Origin of the sequence: Ramlibacter sp. (genome assembly GCF_036383835.1) — a bacterium.
Lineage (GTDB): Bacteria > Pseudomonadota > Gammaproteobacteria > Burkholderiales > Burkholderiaceae_C > Ramlibacter.
This window is the reverse complement of record NZ_DASVNN010000022.1, coordinates 1-16,674: the sequence shown is the minus strand read 5'-3', so window position 1 is coordinate 16,674 and position 16,674 is coordinate 1. Positions and strand designations below refer to the sequence as shown.

Here is a 16,674-nt window from a genome sequence, read left to right as displayed (position 1 = left end):
GCTGGGGTGGAACCCCAGCGTGTGCGGTAGCTGGGGTTCCACCCCAGCCTACAGGCGCCGGCGCTACCAGGCCGGCAGCGCCTCGTCCTTCAGCTGCCCGCGCAGCTCCGGGTAGTTCGGCACCACCGACTTCACCGTCTCCCAGAACCGCGGGCTGTGGTCCATCACCCGCAGGTGGCTCAGTTCATGGGCCACCACGTAGTCGATCACCGCCAGCCGGAAGTGCACCAGCCGCCAATTGAGGCGAATGGAGCCGTCGCTGTGCGCCGTGCCCCACAGCGTGCCGGCGCTGGACAGCGTCAGCTTGCGCCACTCCACCTTCAGCATCGGCGCGTAGTGATTCAGGCGGTCCGTGAACAGTTTCTTCGCCTGCCGCATCAGCCAGGCCTGCACCGCGTCGCGGATCTGCGCGGGCGACGCGCTGTGCGGCAGGCCGATGTGCAGCGTGGTACGCGGCACGCCGGGCAGCGCATCCGCGGCCGTGTTCAGGACGCCGCCGGTCTCGCGGAAGTCATGGCGCGGATCGAGCACCAGGATCACCGGCTCGCCGAGGAACGGGAAGGTCGCGCCCTCCTTCCACTCGACGCGCGCCGCCTCGATGCGCTGCTGCCGCTCGCGCGCCGCTTCCAGCTTGTTCACGATCCAGCGGGCCTTGCCGCGGATCGCCTGCTCCACCTCGCCGAGCGGCACCCAGCGCGGGGCGCTGACCACCAGCCCCTCGGGGCCGACGGAGAAGCCGATGTTCTTGCGCCGGGCGCGGCGGAATTCGTAGGCCACCAGCGCGTCGCCGATGCGCGATTCGCGGTTGGCGTCCGGATGGCGGAAGGCCTGCGGCGCGATCAGCCGGTCCAGCGGCTCGCCGGGAATGCGTTCGATCGGACCGGTGGGGAGGGCGGGTGCCGCCGCCGGCGGCCTGGTCGCGACCGGCTTGTCTTTCGGCTCGTCGAACAGGTCGAGGAGGAGCTGAAAGGGCGACTGCATGGGCCGCGATTCTAAGGGCGCGGGCGCCCCTGGCCAGCGCGTTTACACCTGCGCGGGCTCGCGGGAGGATTCTTCCACGTAGGCCTCGGGATCGAGGCGGCGCATCTCGCCCTCGATCCAGGCTTCCACCTCGCGCATCAGTTCTTCGGGATTGCGGCCGACGCTCGGGATCGGCTTGCCGATCGACACGTCCACCACCCCCGGATGCTTGATGAAGGACTTGCGCGGCCAGCACTTGGCCGACGCCACCGCGATCGGGATCACCGGCGCGCCGGTCGCCACCGCGAGACGCGTGCCGCCGGACTTGTAGTTGCCGGCCTTGCCGCGCGGGATGCGCGTGCCTTCCGGGAACATGATCACCCACACGCCCTCGGCCAGCAGCCGCTTGCCCTGCTCCACCACCTTGTTGAAGGCCTGCGCCCGCTGGCTGCGGTCGATGTGGATCATGTCCATGCGGCCGATCGCCCAGCCGAAGAAGGGGATGTAGATCAGCTCGCGCTTGAACACGAAGGCGAGCGGATGCGGCATCAGCGTCGGGATCAGGAAGGTTTCCAGCGTCGACTGGTGCTTGGCCAGCAGGATCGCCGGGCTCTTCTTGCCCTCCGGCAGGTTTTCCATGCCGGTCACGCGCACCTGGACGCCGCAGACGATGCGCAGGCCGTCGATCTGCCAGGACAGCCAGCGCTCGGCCTTCCAGTACATCTGCTCGCCGCTGGACCACGCCGAGGACAGCACCATCCAGATGCCCCAGGGGATGACGGTGACGAGCATCCACAGACCGTGGATCAGCGAGCGCAGGTAATGCATGGGCGCGAAGTATCCCTCAGGCGGGCCGCGGCGCGGAACCGCGCGTGACCAGCCAGTCGGCGAAGGCGGAGAGGTCCTTGTGCACGTGGGTGCCGGCCGGAAAGGTGTCGGGCAGCGGCTGGCCGCGCAGCGACTCCGCCTTGCCGGTGAGCACGAGGTGCGGCTGGCAGCCGACGGCCACGCCGGCCTGCAGGTCGCGCGGCGTGTCGCCCACCACGGGCACGGTGCGCAGGTCCACGCCGAAGCGCTCGCCGATCTGCTCGAACAGGCCGGGCAGCGGCTTGCGGCACTGGCAGTGGTCGTCCGGCGTGTGCGGGCAGTAGAAGACCGCATCGACGCGGCCGCCGATCGAGGCCAGCAGCTTGTGCATCTTGAGGTGGATGGCGTTCAGCGCCGCGACGTCGAACAGGCCGCGCCCGAGCCCCGACTGGTTGCTCGCGATCGCCACGTGCCAGCCCGCATGGTTCATGCGCGCGACCGCCTCCAGCGCGCCCGGCAGCGGCTGCCATTCGTCCGGCGCCTTGATGAATTCGTCGCTGTCGACGTTGATGGTGCCGTCGCGGTCGAGGATGACGAGTTTCATCGCGCTTCCTTCACCGCGTTCACTGCGCCAGGCGCGACAGGTCGGCCACGCGGTTCATTGCCTGGTGCAGCGTCGCCAGCAGGCCCAGGCGGTTCAGGCGCAGGTCGGCCTGCTCCGCGTTGACCATCACGCCGTCGAAGAAGGCGTCCACCGGCGCGCGCAAGGCGGCCAGCGTCTGCAGCGAGCCGGTGTAGTCGCCCGATTCGAACTGCGTGCGGGCCTGCGGCGCGATCTTCTGCGTGGCGGCGAAAAGCGCCTTCTCGGCGTCCTCCTGCAGCAGCGGTTCGCTGACGTGGGCGTCGGCCTTCTCGGCCTTCTTCAGGATGTTGCCGATGCGCTTGTTGGCGGCGGCCAGCGCGGGCGCCTCGGGCAGCGCGGCGAAGGCGCGCACCGCGGCCAGCCGCTTGGGCACGTCGCCCAGGCGCGCCGGCGCCAGCGCGAGCACGGAGTCCACTTCCTGGGCGCTGTAACCCTGTTCCCGCAGGGAGACGGCCAGGCGGTCGCTGAAGAAGGGCAGCAAGGCGGACTTCGTGTCGCCGGAGCCCTCCGCGGGCTCGACCGTCGGCGCAGGGAATGCCGCGATGGCCGCATCGATGAGAGCGGGCAGGTCCAGCGGCAGGTTGCGCTCGACCAGCAGGCGGATCACGCCCAGTGCGTGCCGGCGAAGCGCGAACGGGTCCTTGTCGCCGCTGGGCAACTGGCCGATGCCGAACAGGCCCACCAGCGTTTCCAGCTTGTCGGCCAGCGCCAGCACCACGCCGGTGTGGTTGCGCGGCAGCGCATCGCCGGCGAAGCGCGGCTTGTAATGGTCTTCGATCGCGATGGCCACGCCGTCGCGCAGGCCCTCGTGGCGGGCGTAGTAGCCGCCCATGATGCCCTGCAGCTCGGGGAACTCGCCGACCATGTCGGTCAGCAGGTCGACCTTCGCCAGGAGCGCCGCCTGCTTGACCTTGCTGTCGAGCACGTCGAACTGGTCCTTGGCTTCCACCGTGAAGGGCACCGTCGCCATGCGCAGCTGATGGACGATGGAATGCGCGATCGCCTGCACGCGCAGCGCGCGTTCGCCCTGCGTGCCCAGCTTGTTGTGGTACACGACCTTGGCCAGGCCCGGCACGCGCGACTCGAGCGTCTTCTTGCGGTCCTGGTCGAAGAAGAACTTGGCGTCGGCGAGGCGCGGGCGCACCACGCGCTCGTTGCCGCCGACGACCGCGCTCGCATCCTGCGGGCGGATGTTGCTGACCACGAGGAAGCGGTTCGTGAGCTTGCCTTGCGCGTCCAGCAGCGGGAAGTACTTCTGGTTCGCCTTCATCGTGAGGATCAGGCATTCCTGCGGCACTTCGAGGAATTCCGTCTCGAACTGGCAGGTCAGCACGTTGGGGCGTTCCACCAGCGCGGTGACTTCGTCCAGCAGGGCGTCGTCCTCGATCGGGCGAGCGCCGCCGCCGACCGCGGCCGCGGCTGCCTGCAGCTGCCGCGCGATCTCGGCGCGGCGTTCGTCGAAGCCGGCGATCACGGCGCCCTGCTCGCGCAGCACCTGCGCATAGCTGTCGGCGTCCGGCACGGACACGCTCGGCGTGCTCGCTTCGAAGCGATGGCCTTGCGTGGTGCGGCCGGCCTGCAGGCCCAGTGCCTGCACCGGCACGATGTCCTTGCCGTGCAGCGCGACCAGCGCATGCGCGGGACGCACGAACTTCACGTCGCTCCAGCCGTCGGCCAGCTGGTAGGTCATGACCTTGGGGATCGGCAGCTTCGCGATGCTTTCGTTCAGCGCCTTCTGCAGTCCTTCGGCCAGCGTCACCCCCTTGGCGGTGCTGTCGTAGAACAGGGCTTCGGCCTTGCCGTCCATCGCGCGCTTCAGTCGCGGCACGGCGGACGCATCGGTGCCCAGCGCCTGCAGCTTCTTCAGCAGGGCCGGCGTCGCGTTGCCGGACGCGTCGAGGCCGACGCTCACCGGCATCAGCTTCTGCGACACCGGCTTGTCCGCGGCCTGCGCAGCGACGGCGGTGACGTGCGCGGCCAGGCGGCGCGGCGAGGCGAAAGCCGTGAGCTGGGATCCGGGGGTCACGAGGCCCTGCGCCTTCAGCTGCTCCAGCAGCGTGCCGGCGAAGGCATCCCCCAGCTTGCGGAGCGCCTTGGGCGGCAGCTCCTCGACAAACAGTTCGACCAGGAGGTTCTGCACGCTCATCTCAGGCAACCTTCTTCTGCATTTGGGCCACCCACTCGCGCGGCGCCATGGGGAAGCCGAGACGCTCGCGGCTCTCGTAGTAGCTCTGGGCGACGCTGCGCGCCAGGTTGCGGATGCGGCCGATGTAGGCCGCGCGTTCGGTGACGCTGATCGCGCCGCGCGCATCCAGCAGGTTGAAGGTGTGTGCCGCCTTGAGCACCTGCTCGTAGGCGGGCAGCGCCAGCTGCTGCTCCATCAGGTGCTTCGCCTGCTTCTCGTACGCGCCGAAGGCGGTGAACAGGAATTCGGCGTCGCTGTGATCGAAGTTGTACGTCGACTGCTCCACCTCGTTCTGGTGGTACACATCGCCGTACGTCAGGCCTTCGGTCCACTTCAGGTCGTAGACGTTGTCCACGCCCTGCAGGTACATGGCCAGGCGCTCCAGGCCGTAGGTGATCTCGCCCGTGATCGGCTTGCAGTCGATGCCGCCCACCTGCTGGAAATAGGTGAACTGCGTGACTTCCATGCCATTGAGCCAGACTTCCCAGCCCAGGCCCCAGGCGCCCAGCGTCGGATTCTCCCAGTCGTCCTCGACGAAGCGGATGTCGTTCTTCTTGAGGTCGAAGCCGAGCGCTTCCAGCGAACCCAGGTACAGCTCCAGGATGTTGTCCGGCGCGGGCTTGAGCACCACCTGGTACTGGTAGTAGTGCTGCAGCCGGTTCGGGTTCTGGCCGTAGCGGCCGTCCTTGGGCCGGCGGCTCGGCTGCACGTAGGCCGCTTTCCAGGGCTCGGGGCCGAGCGCGCGCAGGAAGGTCGCGGTGTGCGAGGTGCCCGCCCCGACTTCCATGTCGTAGGGCTGGAGCAGCGCGCAGCCCTGGGCGTCCCAGTACGACTGCAGCTTCAGGATGATTTGCTGGAATGTGAGCATAGGCTGCGGGACGGCCAGGGCCGTCCCGGGATGGCGCAGGCCCGGGAGCCCGCGGAACCTTCCATTTTAGGGCTGCGGCCGTGCCCGCCGGCCGCGCCATGCCGCCACGACCGCGGCCATCGACAGCAGCCACAGCGGCCAGAGCCCGAATCGCGACACCCAGTGCGCGAACGGCGTCATTCCGCTGCCGCCTTCCACCTCGCCGAGGAGCACGCCGCGGGTATGCCGCTGCAGCAGGTGCGTGACGCGGCCGAAGCGGTCGATGATCGCCGTCGCGCCGGTGTTGGTGGCGCGGATCATCGGGCGCCGGAACTCCAGCGCGCGCAGCCGGCTGATCTGCAGGTGCTGGTCGATGGCGATGCTGTCGCCGAACCAGGCGATGTTGCTGAGGTTGACGAAGATGGTGGGCGCCGTGGCGGGATCGCGGAAGCGCGCGCCCAGCTCTTCGCCGAAGAGGTCCTCGTAGCAGATGTTGGGGGCGAGACGCTGGCCGGCCCAGGCGAAGGACGGTGGGCCGACATCGCCGCGGTTGAAGTCTCCCAGCGGGATGTTCATCATCCGCGTGAACCACTTGAAGAGCGGCGGGATGAATTCGCCGAAGGGCACGAGGTGGTGCTTGTCGTAGCGGTAGGCCGGCGCGCCCGGCGCGAAGCCCAACGTGGAGTTGGTATAGCCCGTTTCGAAGCTGCCCAGCGGGATGCCCACCAGCGCCGCGCGATCGCCCTGCGCGAAGGCCCCCCGCAAGGCGTCGAAGTAGCCCTCGGGCAGTTGCGGCGGCAGCAGGGGGATCGCCGTTTCCGGCGCCACCACCAGCTGCGCATCCGTTTCGCGCAACGCCTGGCCGTACCAGCCGAGCGCGATCGGGATCCCCGTGCCGCCTTCGAACTTCTCGTCCTGCGGGATGTTCCCCTGCAGCAGCGCCACCGTCAGCTTCGGGCCGGCGCCGGCCTGCGGCACTTGCGCCGCCGTCTGCACGTTGCAGGCGGCCAGCAGGCCGGCACTGGCCAGGACGGCGAGCCAGTAGCGCCAGGAACCACGCGCGGGTCCACGCGCCAGCTGCGATACGAGGCAGGCAAGCCATGCCGCCGCCGCCGACATGCCGTACACGCCGACCCAGGGCGCCAGCGCCGCGAGCGGACCGTCGACGTGCGCGTAGCCACCCGCGCCCCACGGGAAGCCGGTGAACAGGGTGCCGCGCAGCAGTTCCGCGCCCAGCCACAGGCCCGCGAACAAGGCACCGTCGCGCCACGCACGACCGCGCGCGGCCGCTGCGAACAGGGCGCTGGCCAGCGCATAGAAGAGCGCGAGGAAGCCGGCGAGCAGCAGCACTGCGAGCGCGGCCAGCGGCGCGGCCAGCCCGCCGTAGACGTGCATGGAGATGAACAGCCACCAGAAGGTGCCCACCAGCCAGGCCGCGGCGAAGACCCAGCCCAGCGCGGCGGCGCGCTTCCAGGTCGCCGCGCGCGGCAGCAATCCCGCGAGCACGGCCAGCGAGAGCACCTGCATCCACCATTGCGGCTGGCCATTGCCGGGCCAGGCCAGCGACAGCGCCTGCAGCACGCCCGCGGCGGCTGCCAGCACCCACGGTGCGACATTCCTCACGCGCGGCACGCTCAAGCCGCGCTGCCGGTGATTTCGGCGGGAGAGACCTTGAACCAGCGGACCGCGCCGCCCTTGGTGTGCAGCACCACGAACCTGAGGCCGCCGAGCGTGGCCGCCTCGCCGCGCTTGGGCACGTGGCCCATCTCGTGGGCAATCAGGCCGCCGATGGTGTCGAACTCGCGCTCCTCGGCGACTTGGGACAGGTCGACGCCGAAGGCTTCGCTGACGCGGTCGATCGACGTGTCGCCGCTGACGCGGTAGGTGCGGTCGGCCAGGCCGAAGATGTCGCCCTCGTCCTCGACGATGTCGAATTCATCCTCGATCTCGCCGACGATCTGCTCCAGCACGTCCTCGATGGTGATCAGGCCGGCGACGCGGCCGAATTCGTCGATCACGACGGCCAGGTGGTTGCGGTTGCCTCGGAACTCCCGCAGCAAGTCGTTGAGGCCCTTGCTCTCCGGGACGAACACCGCCGGGCGCAGCAGCGCACGCAGGTGGAAGCCGGGCGAGCGCTGCAGCTTCAGCAGGTCCTTCGCGAGCAGGATGCCGATGATGTTCTCGCGGTCGCCCTCGTACACCGGGAAGCGCGAATGCGCCGTGTCGATGACCAGGTGCAGGATCTCGTCGTAGGGCGCGTCGATGTTGACCAGGTCCATCCGCGGCGCGGCGACCATGACGTCGCCCGCCGTGAGCTCGGCCATCTTGATGACGCCCTCGAGCATCACCCGCGACTCGGGGCCGATGATGTCGTTGTCCTCGGCGTCGGCCAGCGTCTCGATCAGTTCCGCCTTGGAGTCCGGACCCGGGTGGATGAACTCGGCGACCTTTTGCAGGAAGGTTCGTTTGTCCTGCTTTTCGTGCGCCGCGCGCGCAGGGTGAGGGTCTGACACAGGCCGTCAGGCGGGAGTGGAGGAGCCCATAGGATAGCGGATTGGCTGGGCTCGCTGGCTCAGCCGGGCGACCGGTCAGCGGCCGCTCTTGCCGCGCGCGTTGCTGGCGCCGCGGCGGATCTCCTGCACGCCGGCGAGGAACTCGAGGAAGTTCTTGGCCTGCTTCTTCAGGCGGTAGTCGGCCTGTGCCACCTGTTCCTCCACCATTTCGCTCACTCGGCTGTCCAGCGTGGCCGGCGGCAGCCGCAGGTAGGCCTCGGTCTCGCTGCCGTCGCGCTCCAGCGTCGCGCCGGCATTGCGCGCGATGCGGATCATGGCCGTGTTCTCGGAGAGCGCATGGATGAACATCAGCTCCACGCCCTCGTTGCGCGCGTGCATGACCGCGCGGTCGAAGAGCCGGCCGCCGTAGCCGCGGCCGCGTGCCTTGCGCAGCACGGAGACGCCGAACTCGGCCCCGGCCGGCGAACCCTCCTCGTGCGGCAGGAAGGCCAGGTGGGCCACCGCCAGCAGTTCGAGCGCGCGGTTGAAGATGCCGAAGATCTCGTCGCGCTCGAAGTCCAGCTGGCCGGCGTAGCGGCGGATCTGCTCGTCGTTCGCCGCATAACCGAAACGCAGGTAGCGGTCCTGCGGATCCAGCGCCAGCAGGTGGCTGGCGATCCGCGCGCGATGCCCCGCACCGAGCGAACGGATCGGGACGCGCCGGCTCGATGTGCTGATGGGTTGCTGCTGCGTCACACCGACAATATAAGGGTTTGCCCGCACCGGGGAAGGTGAAGGGCCTCTGCGGGCGCCGATTGTCCGGCAAGCAGCCATTGGGCTGTTGTCAAACGTCGAGACCATGGATACAACTTGAAATAGGGAGCGTCCTTAAGCAGCCACCATGCCGCCTTTTGCCGTCGACACGTCGCGCTTCACGCGTGCCACCAAGGTCATCGCCGTGGCCGACGTGGTGGAGTCGGTGCGCCTCATGGAACAGGATGAGCAGGAGTTCATCGGACGCTGGCACCGCTTCGTGAACTTCGTGCACGAGCAGGTGCCGCAGGTTTCGGGTCGCCTGCACAAGAGCCTCGGCGACGGGCTGATGCTGGAGTTCTCCGATCCGCATGGCTGCATCCGCGCGGCGCTCGCCATGCAGGCCTGGTTCCACGAAGGCAACCAGGGTCTCCCGCCGGAAGGCCACGTGCACCTGCGCATCGGCGCGCACCTCGCGGACTTCGTCGCCGACAAGTACGACATCTACGGCACCGACGTGAACCTCGCCGCGCGGATCGCCACGCTGGCGGGGCCCGGCGAGATCGTCATCTCCGCCGCCCTGCGGGAGCGCCTGGGACGCAAGCCGGCCTTGCCGCTCGAGGACCTGGGGACCTGCCACCTCAAGCACGTGAAGCGGCCGGTGCACGCGTTCCGCATCGGCCAGGCGGGCGGCGCGCCGGTGATCCCCTCGCTCCCCTTCGAAGCGCGCGGCCTGCGTGCGTCCGTGGCCGTGCTGCCTTTCGCGAGCCATGGGGCAACGGCGGAAGGCAGCGGCGGCGAGACGCTCGCGGACGAACTGGTGGTCGCGCTGGCGAAGAGCGACGTGCTGCAGGTCGTATCGCGCATGACCACCTCGCCCATCGACGCCGCCCGCGACACGCTCGGCAGCGTGCTGGGCCAGGTCGGCGCGGCCTACGTGCTCACCGGCCGCGCCCATCTGCACGGCGGCGAGCTGGCCTTGCATGCCGAACTGGCGGATTCGCGGAGCGGGCTCGTCGTGTGGGCCGAACATTTCACGGCCGCGCCCTGCGTCGCCGGCACCATCGACCCGAGGCTGCTGGCGAAGATCGTACCGGCGGTGCACGCCGCGATCTTCCAGCACGAGGTGGAGCGCGGCACGCAGGGCCCGATGCCTTCGCTGGATGGATCGACGCTGCTGCTGGCCGCCATCGGCCTCATGCACCGGCTTTCGCCCGTGGACATGGAGCAGGCCCGGCTGCTGCTGGATCACCTGACGGACCGGTGGCGCCGGCAGGCGCATGCGCACGCGTGGGTGGCGCACCTGCACCTGCTGCGCGTGCAACAGGCCTTCGCCGGCGTGAGCGGGCACGACCAGGCGCTGGCGCGCGCGCATGCCGCCGCGGCGGTGCAGTACGACCCCTCCTCGCCCGTGGTCCTCGCAATGGACGGCTATGCCTGCGTGCACGGGGCCCGCAACCTGCAGGGCGCGGAAGATCGCTACGCGCAGGCGCTCAGCCTGCGGGGCGACCATTCGATCGCGCTGCTGTTCCAGGCGGAATTGCTCGCGCTGCAGGGCTCCGCCCGGGCCGCGCGGTCGGCGATCGGCCGCGCGATCCAGCATCGCTGCATGGAGCCGCTGCGCTACCTCTACGACGCCGTGGCGGCGTTGACGGCCTGGGCCGACGGCGATCCGGAAGGGGCCATCCCGCTCGCGCAACAAGCGCTGCAGCGCAATCCGCGCTACCTGCCGGCATGGCGGACGCTGGTCGTGTCACAGGTGGAGGCGGAGCGGCTGGGCGAGGCGCGCGCCAGCCAGCAGCGGCTGATGCGCCGGCAGCCTTCCTGCAGCGTTGCAAGTTTCCTGGCGGGCACCGCGATGAGCGAGGAACTGGCCAGTCGCTTCGCGGAAGGCCTGCTGCAGGCGGGCACGCCGCCGGGTTGAGGGCCTTCCGGCTACCAGCGCGCGGGCAGCTTCTTCTTCAGCGTGATCTGCTTGATGCCCAGTTCGACGTAGCCGCCCTTTTCGAGATCCTTCAGCAGCCGGCTGACCATTTCACGCGAGGCGCCCACGCGGCTCGCGATCTGCTGGTGCGTGATCTGCGTGAGTTGCACCGGCGCCTGGCTGCTGGCGGGGCCCCGCTGGCCTTCCAGCGTGTGGATCACGCGGCCGTAGACATCCAGCAAGGCCATCTGCCTCGCCGTCTCGGTGGCGGACCGCGCACGGCGGATGACCTGGGCGACGAGCGCGAACGCGAAGTCGGGTTCGTCGGCCAGGTGCTGCTGCACGGCGGCCCGCGGCACCAGCGAGCACAGGCAGGAATCCAGCGTCATCACCGAAGCGGAGCGCGGGCCGCCATCGAGCGACATCTCGCCGAAGTAGTCGCCGGCGTCGATCGTGCCGTAGGTGATCTCGCGGCCGTTCTCGTCGGTGGCGTAGACCTTCACCTCGCCTTGCAGCAGCACGAACAGCGAGTCGCCCACCTCGCCTTCATTGATGATGATCGTGTTCTTCCGGTAGCTGCGAACGATGCCGCGCCCGGCCAGGCGGCCGATGGCGGGCTCGAGTTTGGCGATCAGCCTGTCCTGTTCCATGGCTGTCCGGGACACGTTCATGGCGTCCTCCCCCTTCTGGAAAAAACTCTACACGACGATCGTGGAATGCCCAAGAGGGCGGGGACTAGTGGAGCGGATCCTGCAGGTGCGCCGCGCCGATGGGCGGCAGCACGGCGATCTGGTTCACCAGGGCACGCACGCCGTTGGAGTGCGTCTTGGCGCACATGCTGCGCACATGGCTGCGCACCGTGGATACGGCCACCTCGAGTTGCTGCGCGATCTCGGGGGCCGAGTAGCCCTGGCAAAGTATCGCGAGCACCTGTTCCTCGGAGGGCGTCAGCCCATGCGCGCGGGCGAAGAAGCAGAGCATGACGGCATCGCAGACCGCAGGCCGCGAGAAGATCAGCGCCACCGAAGGGAGCTCGCGCGGGCGCTCGGCCCGCAGGGGCACGACCGCGACGCTGAGACGATTGCCGGCATGGCGCAGGGCCACGAGGCTGCGGCGGCCGCCTTCGGCCTTGGCGATCGCCTGCACCAGGAGCTTGGCCTGGACGGGATCGACGGCATGGAGCTGGCCGTCCTGCACGCCGAGCAGCTGGTGCCGGGCGAGTTCGCGGCGCGCGGCGAGATTCGCGTGCTGCAGCTGGCCCTTCGCCGTGGCGATCAACACGCCGTAAGCCAGCTCGTCCATGACCATGGACAGGCTCGTGGCGGTGTTGTCGAGAAGGCTGTGCGTGATTGCCGCGCCGGTGGCTATGCCCAAGGCTCCATCCATCATTGCTCCCCTGCAGTCAAGAGCCAAGCTTAGGAAGCCGGTCCAGCACCGGGTTAGCCAATTTCGGCGTGCGATCCGGTGACGGATTCACCTTGACGGCGCGAGGAAGTTTCGGTGAGCAGTGCCAGGGTGCCGCGCATCACGGTTTCGTCGAAGGCGAGGTCGACATGCGCGCGGCCGGGGACGAAGCGGTTGTCGGCAAGGGGCAGCGTCGCCGTGGAAGCGGGGAAGACGACGTTGTCGCAGTTGGAGTACCAGCAGGTCGTGACGGGCAAGGGCTGTCCCGCTTCGTGCGCGGACAGCTGCTCCAGCCAGGCACTCTGCAACTGCATCTGGCGTCCGTTCGGGCGGCGGCTGAAGCGAGCCAACCACGTGCCGCGATGCGGCGTGCCGATGGTGACGATGCGTGCCACGGACCGGTTGCCGCGTGTGCTACGCCACCACGCGCGTGCCGCGAGCCCGCCCATGCTGTGGCACACGAGGACGGGCGGGGAGCGGGTTGCCTCGGTCAGTTGACACACCGCGTCGTCGATGGTGCGCGCGTAGTCCTCGATGCCTGTGAAGACGGGCTCCAGGTTCACCGCCACGTAAGGGTGCCCGCGCTGCCGGAGCATCCGCATCCAGGGCGTCCAGAAGCCGCGATTGCACATGAATCCGTGCACCAGCACGACGCCGGTTCGCTGCGAGGCCGATGAGGGCTGGTCCGCCAGCGTGTTCCAGCGAAAGGGCTGCCGCCAGCAGAAGGTGCGGTACCAGTACGCGCTTTCCGACAACCATGCACGCAGCAACTGGGCGGCGGCCGGAATCGGGGTCGCGTGATCCGTGCGCGCGACGACCGCGACGATGCACAGCTCGAGACCGAGCACGATGGGCGCGATCAAGAGGATCGACAGGGCGCCGGCGATGGCCTGCACGGGCGATGCAGTCCATCGCCATGCGAGCCATGCGACCGCGGCGCCCAGCTGGATCGCGCACGTCCATTGCAACAGGCGGGCGAGACGCGAGTGGCCGGGCATGGAACGAGTATCCCACGCGTGTTCCCCGGCCGGCGCGGTCTGGATAGACTGTGCGGTGCCCATGAACACCGCCGAAACGATCCGCCAATGCGTCGCCGAGGTGCAGCGGCTGCGCGAGGAGAGCCGGTCGTCGCTGGGCATTGCGGCCGCGGTCGGACACACCAAGCGTTTCCAGGCGCGGCGCTTCGCGGGCACTTATGCGGATCTGCTGGCGTCGCCCTCCTACGGCGCGGCGGCGCGCTTCTTCCTCGAGGAGCTGTATGGCGACCGGGACTTTCGCGAGCGCGACGCCCAGTTCGCGCGTATCGCCGGCGCCGTCGAGAGACTGTTCCCGAAGGATGTCGCGGCGACGGCTGTGGGGCTGGCACGGCTCCATGCATTGACCGAATCGCTGGATCACGCCATGGCCCGCGCACTGCCTCTTGCCGATGTCGAGGACGTGCCGACCTACGTGCTGGCGTGGAAGGCGACGGGGCGGCGCGAGGAGCGACAGCGACAGGTGGAAGCGGTGGTGGCCATCGGCCAGGAGATGACCCGCCTCACGCGCCTGCCCGGCCTGCGCACCATGCTGAGGATGATGCGCGGTCCGGCTTCGGCCGCGGGAATGGAGTCGCTGCAGCGCTTTCTGGAGTCTGGCTTCGACACCTTTGCCTCCGTGACCAGGCTGCAAGGGGGCGCCGAGACTTTCCTGGGCACGATCCGGGAGCGTGAGCAGCGGTTGGTGGAACTGCTGTTCGACGCCGAGACTGTCGCCTGCGAGACCGAGCTTCTGCGCATCCTGGGACAAGCCCGCTAGCGAGCGCGCGGGGCTGGTTTGCACAATCCGCGCGAAGGAGCGCCGTATGGAGCAGAAACCCTGGCTCAGGAGCTACCCGGAAGGGGTGCCCCACGAGATCGACGCGGAGAAGTACACGTCGCTGACGCAGCTGCTGGAAGAGTCGTTCCGCAAGAACGCGGCGCGGCCCTTCTCGGTGTGCATGGAGCGCTGGATGACCTACCGGCAGCTCGACGAGCTCTCGCAGTCGCTGGGCGCCTGGCTGCAGGCGCGTGGCCTCGAGCCGGGTAGCCGCATCGCCATCATGCTGCCCAACGTGCCGCAGTTCGCGGTGACGATGTGTGCCGTGCTTCGCGCTGGGTACACCTGCGTGAACGTGAATCCGCTGTACACGGCACGCGAGCTGGAGCACCAGCTGAAGGACTCGGGCGCGTCTGCCATCGTCATCCTGGAGAACTTCGCGCACACGCTGGAGCAGGTGATCGGGCCGACGGAAGTGCGTCACGTCGTGGTGACCGGTTTCGGGGACTTGCTCGGGACGGTCTACGGCCAATGGATCACGTTCGCGGTCCGGCACCTGGCCAAGATGGTGCCCGCATTCCGCCTGCCGCTGGGTGACGGACGGACGGTGACGCCTTTCAATCAGGCAATTGCCGAAGGTTCCCGCCTTTCGCTGCGCCCGTCGCAGCAGGACCCGGAGTCGATCGCCTTCCTTCAGTACACCGGCGGCACCACGGGTGTGTCCAAAGGCGCCGTGCTGACGCATCGCAATGTGGTTGCCGCGATCCTGCAGGCGGAAGCCTGGTTCACGCCGGCACTCGGACGCATCGGCGACGTCGGCAAGACCAACGGCATAGCGGCGCTGCCGCTGTATCACATCTTCGCGCTCATCCTTTGCCTGCTGGCAGTCCGTTGGGGGGCGCACATGACACTGGTGCCGAATCCGCGCGATATCGGGAAATTCGTGGAAGTCCTGAAGAAGCGGCCCTTCCACATGCTGCCGGCAGTGAATACGCTGTTCAACGCGCTGCTTCAGCATCCGCAGTTCCGCAGCGTGGACTTCTCGCAGCTCTGTGTTTCGCAGGCAGGCGGGATGGCGGCTTCGGAAGGCACGGCGAGACTCTGGCGGCAGGTCACACGCTCCGTGATGGTCGAAGGCTGGGGCATGAGCGAGACCTGCGCCATCGGCACCAACAATCCCGTCATCACGCGCGAGTTCTCGGGGACCATCGGCCTGCCGCTGCCCAGCATCGATCTCGCGATCAAGGATGACACCGGACGTTCCTTGCCCTTCGGGGAATCCGGCGAGATCTGCATCCGCGGCCCGAACGTCACGCGCGGGTATTACCGGCAGCCGGAGGAGAACGCGAAGGCGTTCACGCCGGATGGTTATCTGCGCACTGGGGACGTCGGCGTCATGGACGAGCGCGGGTTCACGCGCATTGTCGATCGCAAGAAGGACATGATCCTGGTCAGCGGATTCAACGTCTATCCCAACGAACTGGAGAACGTCATCTCGCTGTGTCCCGGGGTGGTGGAGTGCGCGGCGATCGGCATCCCGGACGATAAGCAGGGAGAGGCAATAAAGGTGTTCGTCGTGAAGAACGACCCGGCCCTGACGGAAGAAGGGCTCGCAGATCACTGCCGGCAGAACCTTACCGGCTACAAGATGCCCAAGTACATCGAGTTTCGGGATGAACTGCCAAAGTCGAACGTGGGCAAGATCCTGAGACGCGAGCTCCGCGCGGCGAGGTAGCCTCGGCTGATGCAGTCGCCAGCGCATGCCCTGTTGCCGCCCGGTGTGGTCGTGCTCGAGCGCGGCTGGTTGTCGTCCAACAACGTGGTGGTCCGGGGCTCAACCGAGGCGGCCATCGTGGACAGCGGCTATTGGACGCATGCCGAACAGACCATTGCGCTGGTGGACGGAGCTGCCGGCGACCAGCCGGTGTCGGTACTGGTGAACACGCACCTCCATAGCGATCACTGCGGAGGAAATTCGGCTCTCCAGGCGCACTTTCCGGGGTTGAAGACGTTCATTCCACCGGGCCTGGCGGCCTCGGTACGGCAGTGGGATCCGGTTGCGTTGACGTACGTCCCGACCGGTCAACATTGCCCGCCCTTCCGCATCGACTCCGTGCTCTCCGCCGGGCAGACGATCCAGCTCGGCGACTTGGCTTGGGAGGTTCACGCCGCGCCCGGCCATGATCCACATTCCGTGGTGCTGTTCGAGCCGAGATCCCGCACCCTGATTTCAGCCGACGCCTTGTGGCAGAACGGATTCGGAGTGGTGTTTCCCGAGCTGGAAGGGCATGTCGCATTCGATGAAGTCGAGCGCACCCTGGACGTCATCGAGCACCTTCGGCCGGTCGTGGTGATTCCTGGGCACGGCAATGTCTTCAACGATGTGGACGGCGCTTTGGACCGCGCGCGCAGCCGGCTTGCCGCCTATGTCGCTGATCCGCGCCGGCATGCGACGCATGCCGCCAAGGTTCTGCTGAAGTTCAAGCTGCTCGAGCTACAGCAGGTGGACGTCGCGGACTTTCTCACTTGGGCCGAAAGTACGGCTTACTTTCGCATCGTGCACCAGCGCTGGTTCGCGGATCTGCCGGCTACGACTTGGACCAACGAACTGCTCGGGGAGTTGGTGAAATCCGGCGTGGCCGCGCGCGAGGGCACTCGAATTCACAATGCCTGAAAATGCAGGCCTTAAAAAACAAAAGGCCCGGCATTTCTGCCGGGCCTTCGTCGCTATAACAGCCTGACGATGTCCTACTTTCACACGGGAACCCGCACTATCATCGGCGCAGAGGCGTTTCACTGTCCTGTTCGGGATGGGAAGGAGTGGGACCACCTCGCTATGGTCATCAGGCATAACTTTTTGCCAAC

At 68.2% G+C, this 16,674-nt stretch carries 15 protein-coding genes and 1 rRNA gene; 4 read left to right on the top strand and 12 right to left on the bottom strand.

From position 1 onward, the window contains the following. Positions 1-63: 63 nt before the first annotated feature. The 8 genes from VF522_RS04500 to VF522_RS04465 form a co-directional block, all read right to left on the bottom strand. Complete coding sequence (locus tag VF522_RS04500; protein WP_330907033.1) at positions 64-981, bottom strand: SprT family zinc-dependent metalloprotease; 918 nt, start codon at positions 979-981, stop codon at positions 64-66. 42 nt (positions 982-1,023) lie between these two features. After that, complete coding sequence (locus VF522_RS04495; RefSeq protein ID WP_330907032.1) at positions 1,024-1,788, bottom strand: lysophospholipid acyltransferase family protein; 765 nt, start codon at positions 1,786-1,788, stop codon at positions 1,024-1,026. Positions 1,789-1,804: 16 nt separating this feature from the next. Then, the gene (gmhB, locus tag VF522_RS04490; RefSeq protein ID WP_330907031.1) at positions 1,805-2,371 is read right to left on the bottom strand and encodes a D-glycero-beta-D-manno-heptose 1,7-bisphosphate 7-phosphatase; all 567 of its coding nucleotides are present in this window, start codon (positions 2,369-2,371) and stop codon (positions 1,805-1,807) included. Between the two features lie 19 nt (positions 2,372-2,390). Further along, entirely contained in the window at positions 2,391-4,556 is a 2,166-nt protein-coding gene (glyS, locus tag VF522_RS04485; protein WP_330907029.1) for a glycine--tRNA ligase subunit beta, read from the bottom strand. Between the two features lies 1 nt (position 4,557). Continuing rightward, on the bottom strand, positions 4,558-5,463 hold the full coding sequence (gene glyQ, locus VF522_RS04480; RefSeq protein ID WP_330907028.1) for a glycine--tRNA ligase subunit alpha: 906 nt from the start codon (positions 5,461-5,463) through the stop codon (positions 4,558-4,560). Positions 5,464-5,529: 66 nt separating this feature from the next. Then, positions 5,530-7,065, bottom strand: coding sequence for an apolipoprotein N-acyltransferase (lnt, locus tag VF522_RS04475; protein WP_330907027.1), 1,536 nt, complete (start codon positions 7,063-7,065; stop codon positions 5,530-5,532). An 11-nt stretch (positions 7,066-7,076) separates the two neighbouring features. After that, the gene (locus VF522_RS04470) at positions 7,077-7,955 is read right to left on the bottom strand and encodes an HlyC/CorC family transporter (RefSeq protein ID WP_330907026.1); all 879 of its coding nucleotides are present in this window, start codon (positions 7,953-7,955) and stop codon (positions 7,077-7,079) included. A gap of 75 nt (positions 7,956-8,030) precedes the next feature. After that, positions 8,031-8,690: a GNAT family N-acetyltransferase gene (locus tag VF522_RS04465; RefSeq protein ID WP_330907025.1), complete on the bottom strand. Its 660-nt coding sequence runs from the start codon at positions 8,688-8,690 to the stop codon at positions 8,031-8,033. 145 nt (positions 8,691-8,835) lie between these two features. Between VF522_RS04465 and VF522_RS04460 the strand changes: the two genes are divergently transcribed. After that, on the top strand, positions 8,836-10,611 hold the full coding sequence (locus VF522_RS04460; RefSeq protein ID WP_330907024.1) for a tetratricopeptide repeat protein: 1,776 nt from the start codon (positions 8,836-8,838) through the stop codon (positions 10,609-10,611). An 11-nt stretch (positions 10,612-10,622) separates the two neighbouring features. On the opposite strand, the gene VF522_RS04455 is transcribed toward VF522_RS04460, so the two are convergent. From VF522_RS04455 to VF522_RS04445, 3 genes are all read right to left on the bottom strand, one after another. After that, the gene (locus tag VF522_RS04455) at positions 10,623-11,261 is read right to left on the bottom strand and encodes a Crp/Fnr family transcriptional regulator (RefSeq protein WP_330907023.1); all 639 of its coding nucleotides are present in this window, start codon (positions 11,259-11,261) and stop codon (positions 10,623-10,625) included. Between the two features lie 85 nt (positions 11,262-11,346). Continuing rightward, positions 11,347-11,985, bottom strand: a complete 639-nt coding sequence (locus tag VF522_RS04450; RefSeq protein ID WP_330907022.1) for a helix-turn-helix transcriptional regulator — start codon at positions 11,983-11,985, stop codon at positions 11,347-11,349. A gap of 65 nt (positions 11,986-12,050) precedes the next feature. After that, positions 12,051-13,013, bottom strand: a complete 963-nt coding sequence (locus VF522_RS04445; protein WP_330907021.1) for an esterase/lipase family protein — start codon at positions 13,011-13,013, stop codon at positions 12,051-12,053. A gap of 61 nt (positions 13,014-13,074) precedes the next feature. Between VF522_RS04445 and VF522_RS04440 the strand changes: the two genes are divergently transcribed. From VF522_RS04440 to VF522_RS04430, 3 genes are read left to right on the top strand one after another with little or no spacing between them, the layout of a single operon-like run. Continuing rightward, entirely contained in the window at positions 13,075-13,809 is a 735-nt protein-coding gene (locus VF522_RS04440; protein ID WP_330907020.1) for an FFLEELY motif protein, read from the top strand. A 46-nt stretch (positions 13,810-13,855) separates the two neighbouring features. Next, positions 13,856-15,544, top strand: a complete 1,689-nt coding sequence (locus VF522_RS04435) for an AMP-binding protein (protein WP_330907019.1) — start codon at positions 13,856-13,858, stop codon at positions 15,542-15,544. Between the two features lie 9 nt (positions 15,545-15,553). Continuing rightward, positions 15,554-16,483: an MBL fold metallo-hydrolase gene (locus VF522_RS04430; RefSeq protein ID WP_330907018.1), complete on the top strand. Its 930-nt coding sequence runs from the start codon at positions 15,554-15,556 to the stop codon at positions 16,481-16,483. 61 nt (positions 16,484-16,544) lie between these two features. Here the strand turns inward: VF522_RS04430 and rrf are convergent. Then, positions 16,545-16,657: ribosomal RNA gene (gene rrf, locus VF522_RS04425) — 5S ribosomal RNA — on the bottom strand. Between the last annotated feature and the right edge of the window lie 17 nt (positions 16,658-16,674).

What these genes read in the sequence shown, in the direction of transcription:
- VF522_RS04445 (WP_330907021.1), bottom strand. Translation starts at nt 13,013, where the DNA reads ATGCCCGGCCACTCGCGTCTCGCCCGCCTGTTGCAATGGACGTGCGCG.
- VF522_RS04430 (WP_330907018.1), top strand. Translation starts at nt 15,554, where the DNA reads ATGCAGTCGCCAGCGCATGCCCTGTTGCCGCCCGGTGTGGTCGTGCTC.
- VF522_RS04500 (WP_330907033.1), bottom strand. Translation starts at nt 981, where the DNA reads ATGCAGTCGCCCTTTCAGCTCCTCCTCGACCTGTTCGACGAGCCGAAA.
- gmhB (WP_330907031.1), bottom strand. Translation starts at nt 2,371, where the DNA reads ATGAAACTCGTCATCCTCGACCGCGACGGCACCATCAACGTCGACAGC.
- VF522_RS04455 (WP_330907023.1), bottom strand. Translation starts at nt 11,261, where the DNA reads ATGGAACAGGACAGGCTGATCGCCAAACTCGAGCCCGCCATCGGCCGC.
- glyQ (WP_330907028.1), bottom strand. Translation starts at nt 5,463, where the DNA reads ATGCTCACATTCCAGCAAATCATCCTGAAGCTGCAGTCGTACTGGGAC.
- glyS (WP_330907029.1), bottom strand. Translation starts at nt 4,556, where the DNA reads ATGAGCGTGCAGAACCTCCTGGTCGAACTGTTTGTCGAGGAGCTGCCG.
- VF522_RS04495 (WP_330907032.1), bottom strand. Translation starts at nt 1,788, where the DNA reads ATGCATTACCTGCGCTCGCTGATCCACGGTCTGTGGATGCTCGTCACC.
- VF522_RS04435 (WP_330907019.1), top strand. Translation starts at nt 13,856, where the DNA reads ATGGAGCAGAAACCCTGGCTCAGGAGCTACCCGGAAGGGGTGCCCCAC.
- VF522_RS04460 (WP_330907024.1), top strand. Translation starts at nt 8,836, where the DNA reads ATGCCGCCTTTTGCCGTCGACACGTCGCGCTTCACGCGTGCCACCAAG.
- VF522_RS04440 (WP_330907020.1), top strand. Translation starts at nt 13,075, where the DNA reads ATGAACACCGCCGAAACGATCCGCCAATGCGTCGCCGAGGTGCAGCGG.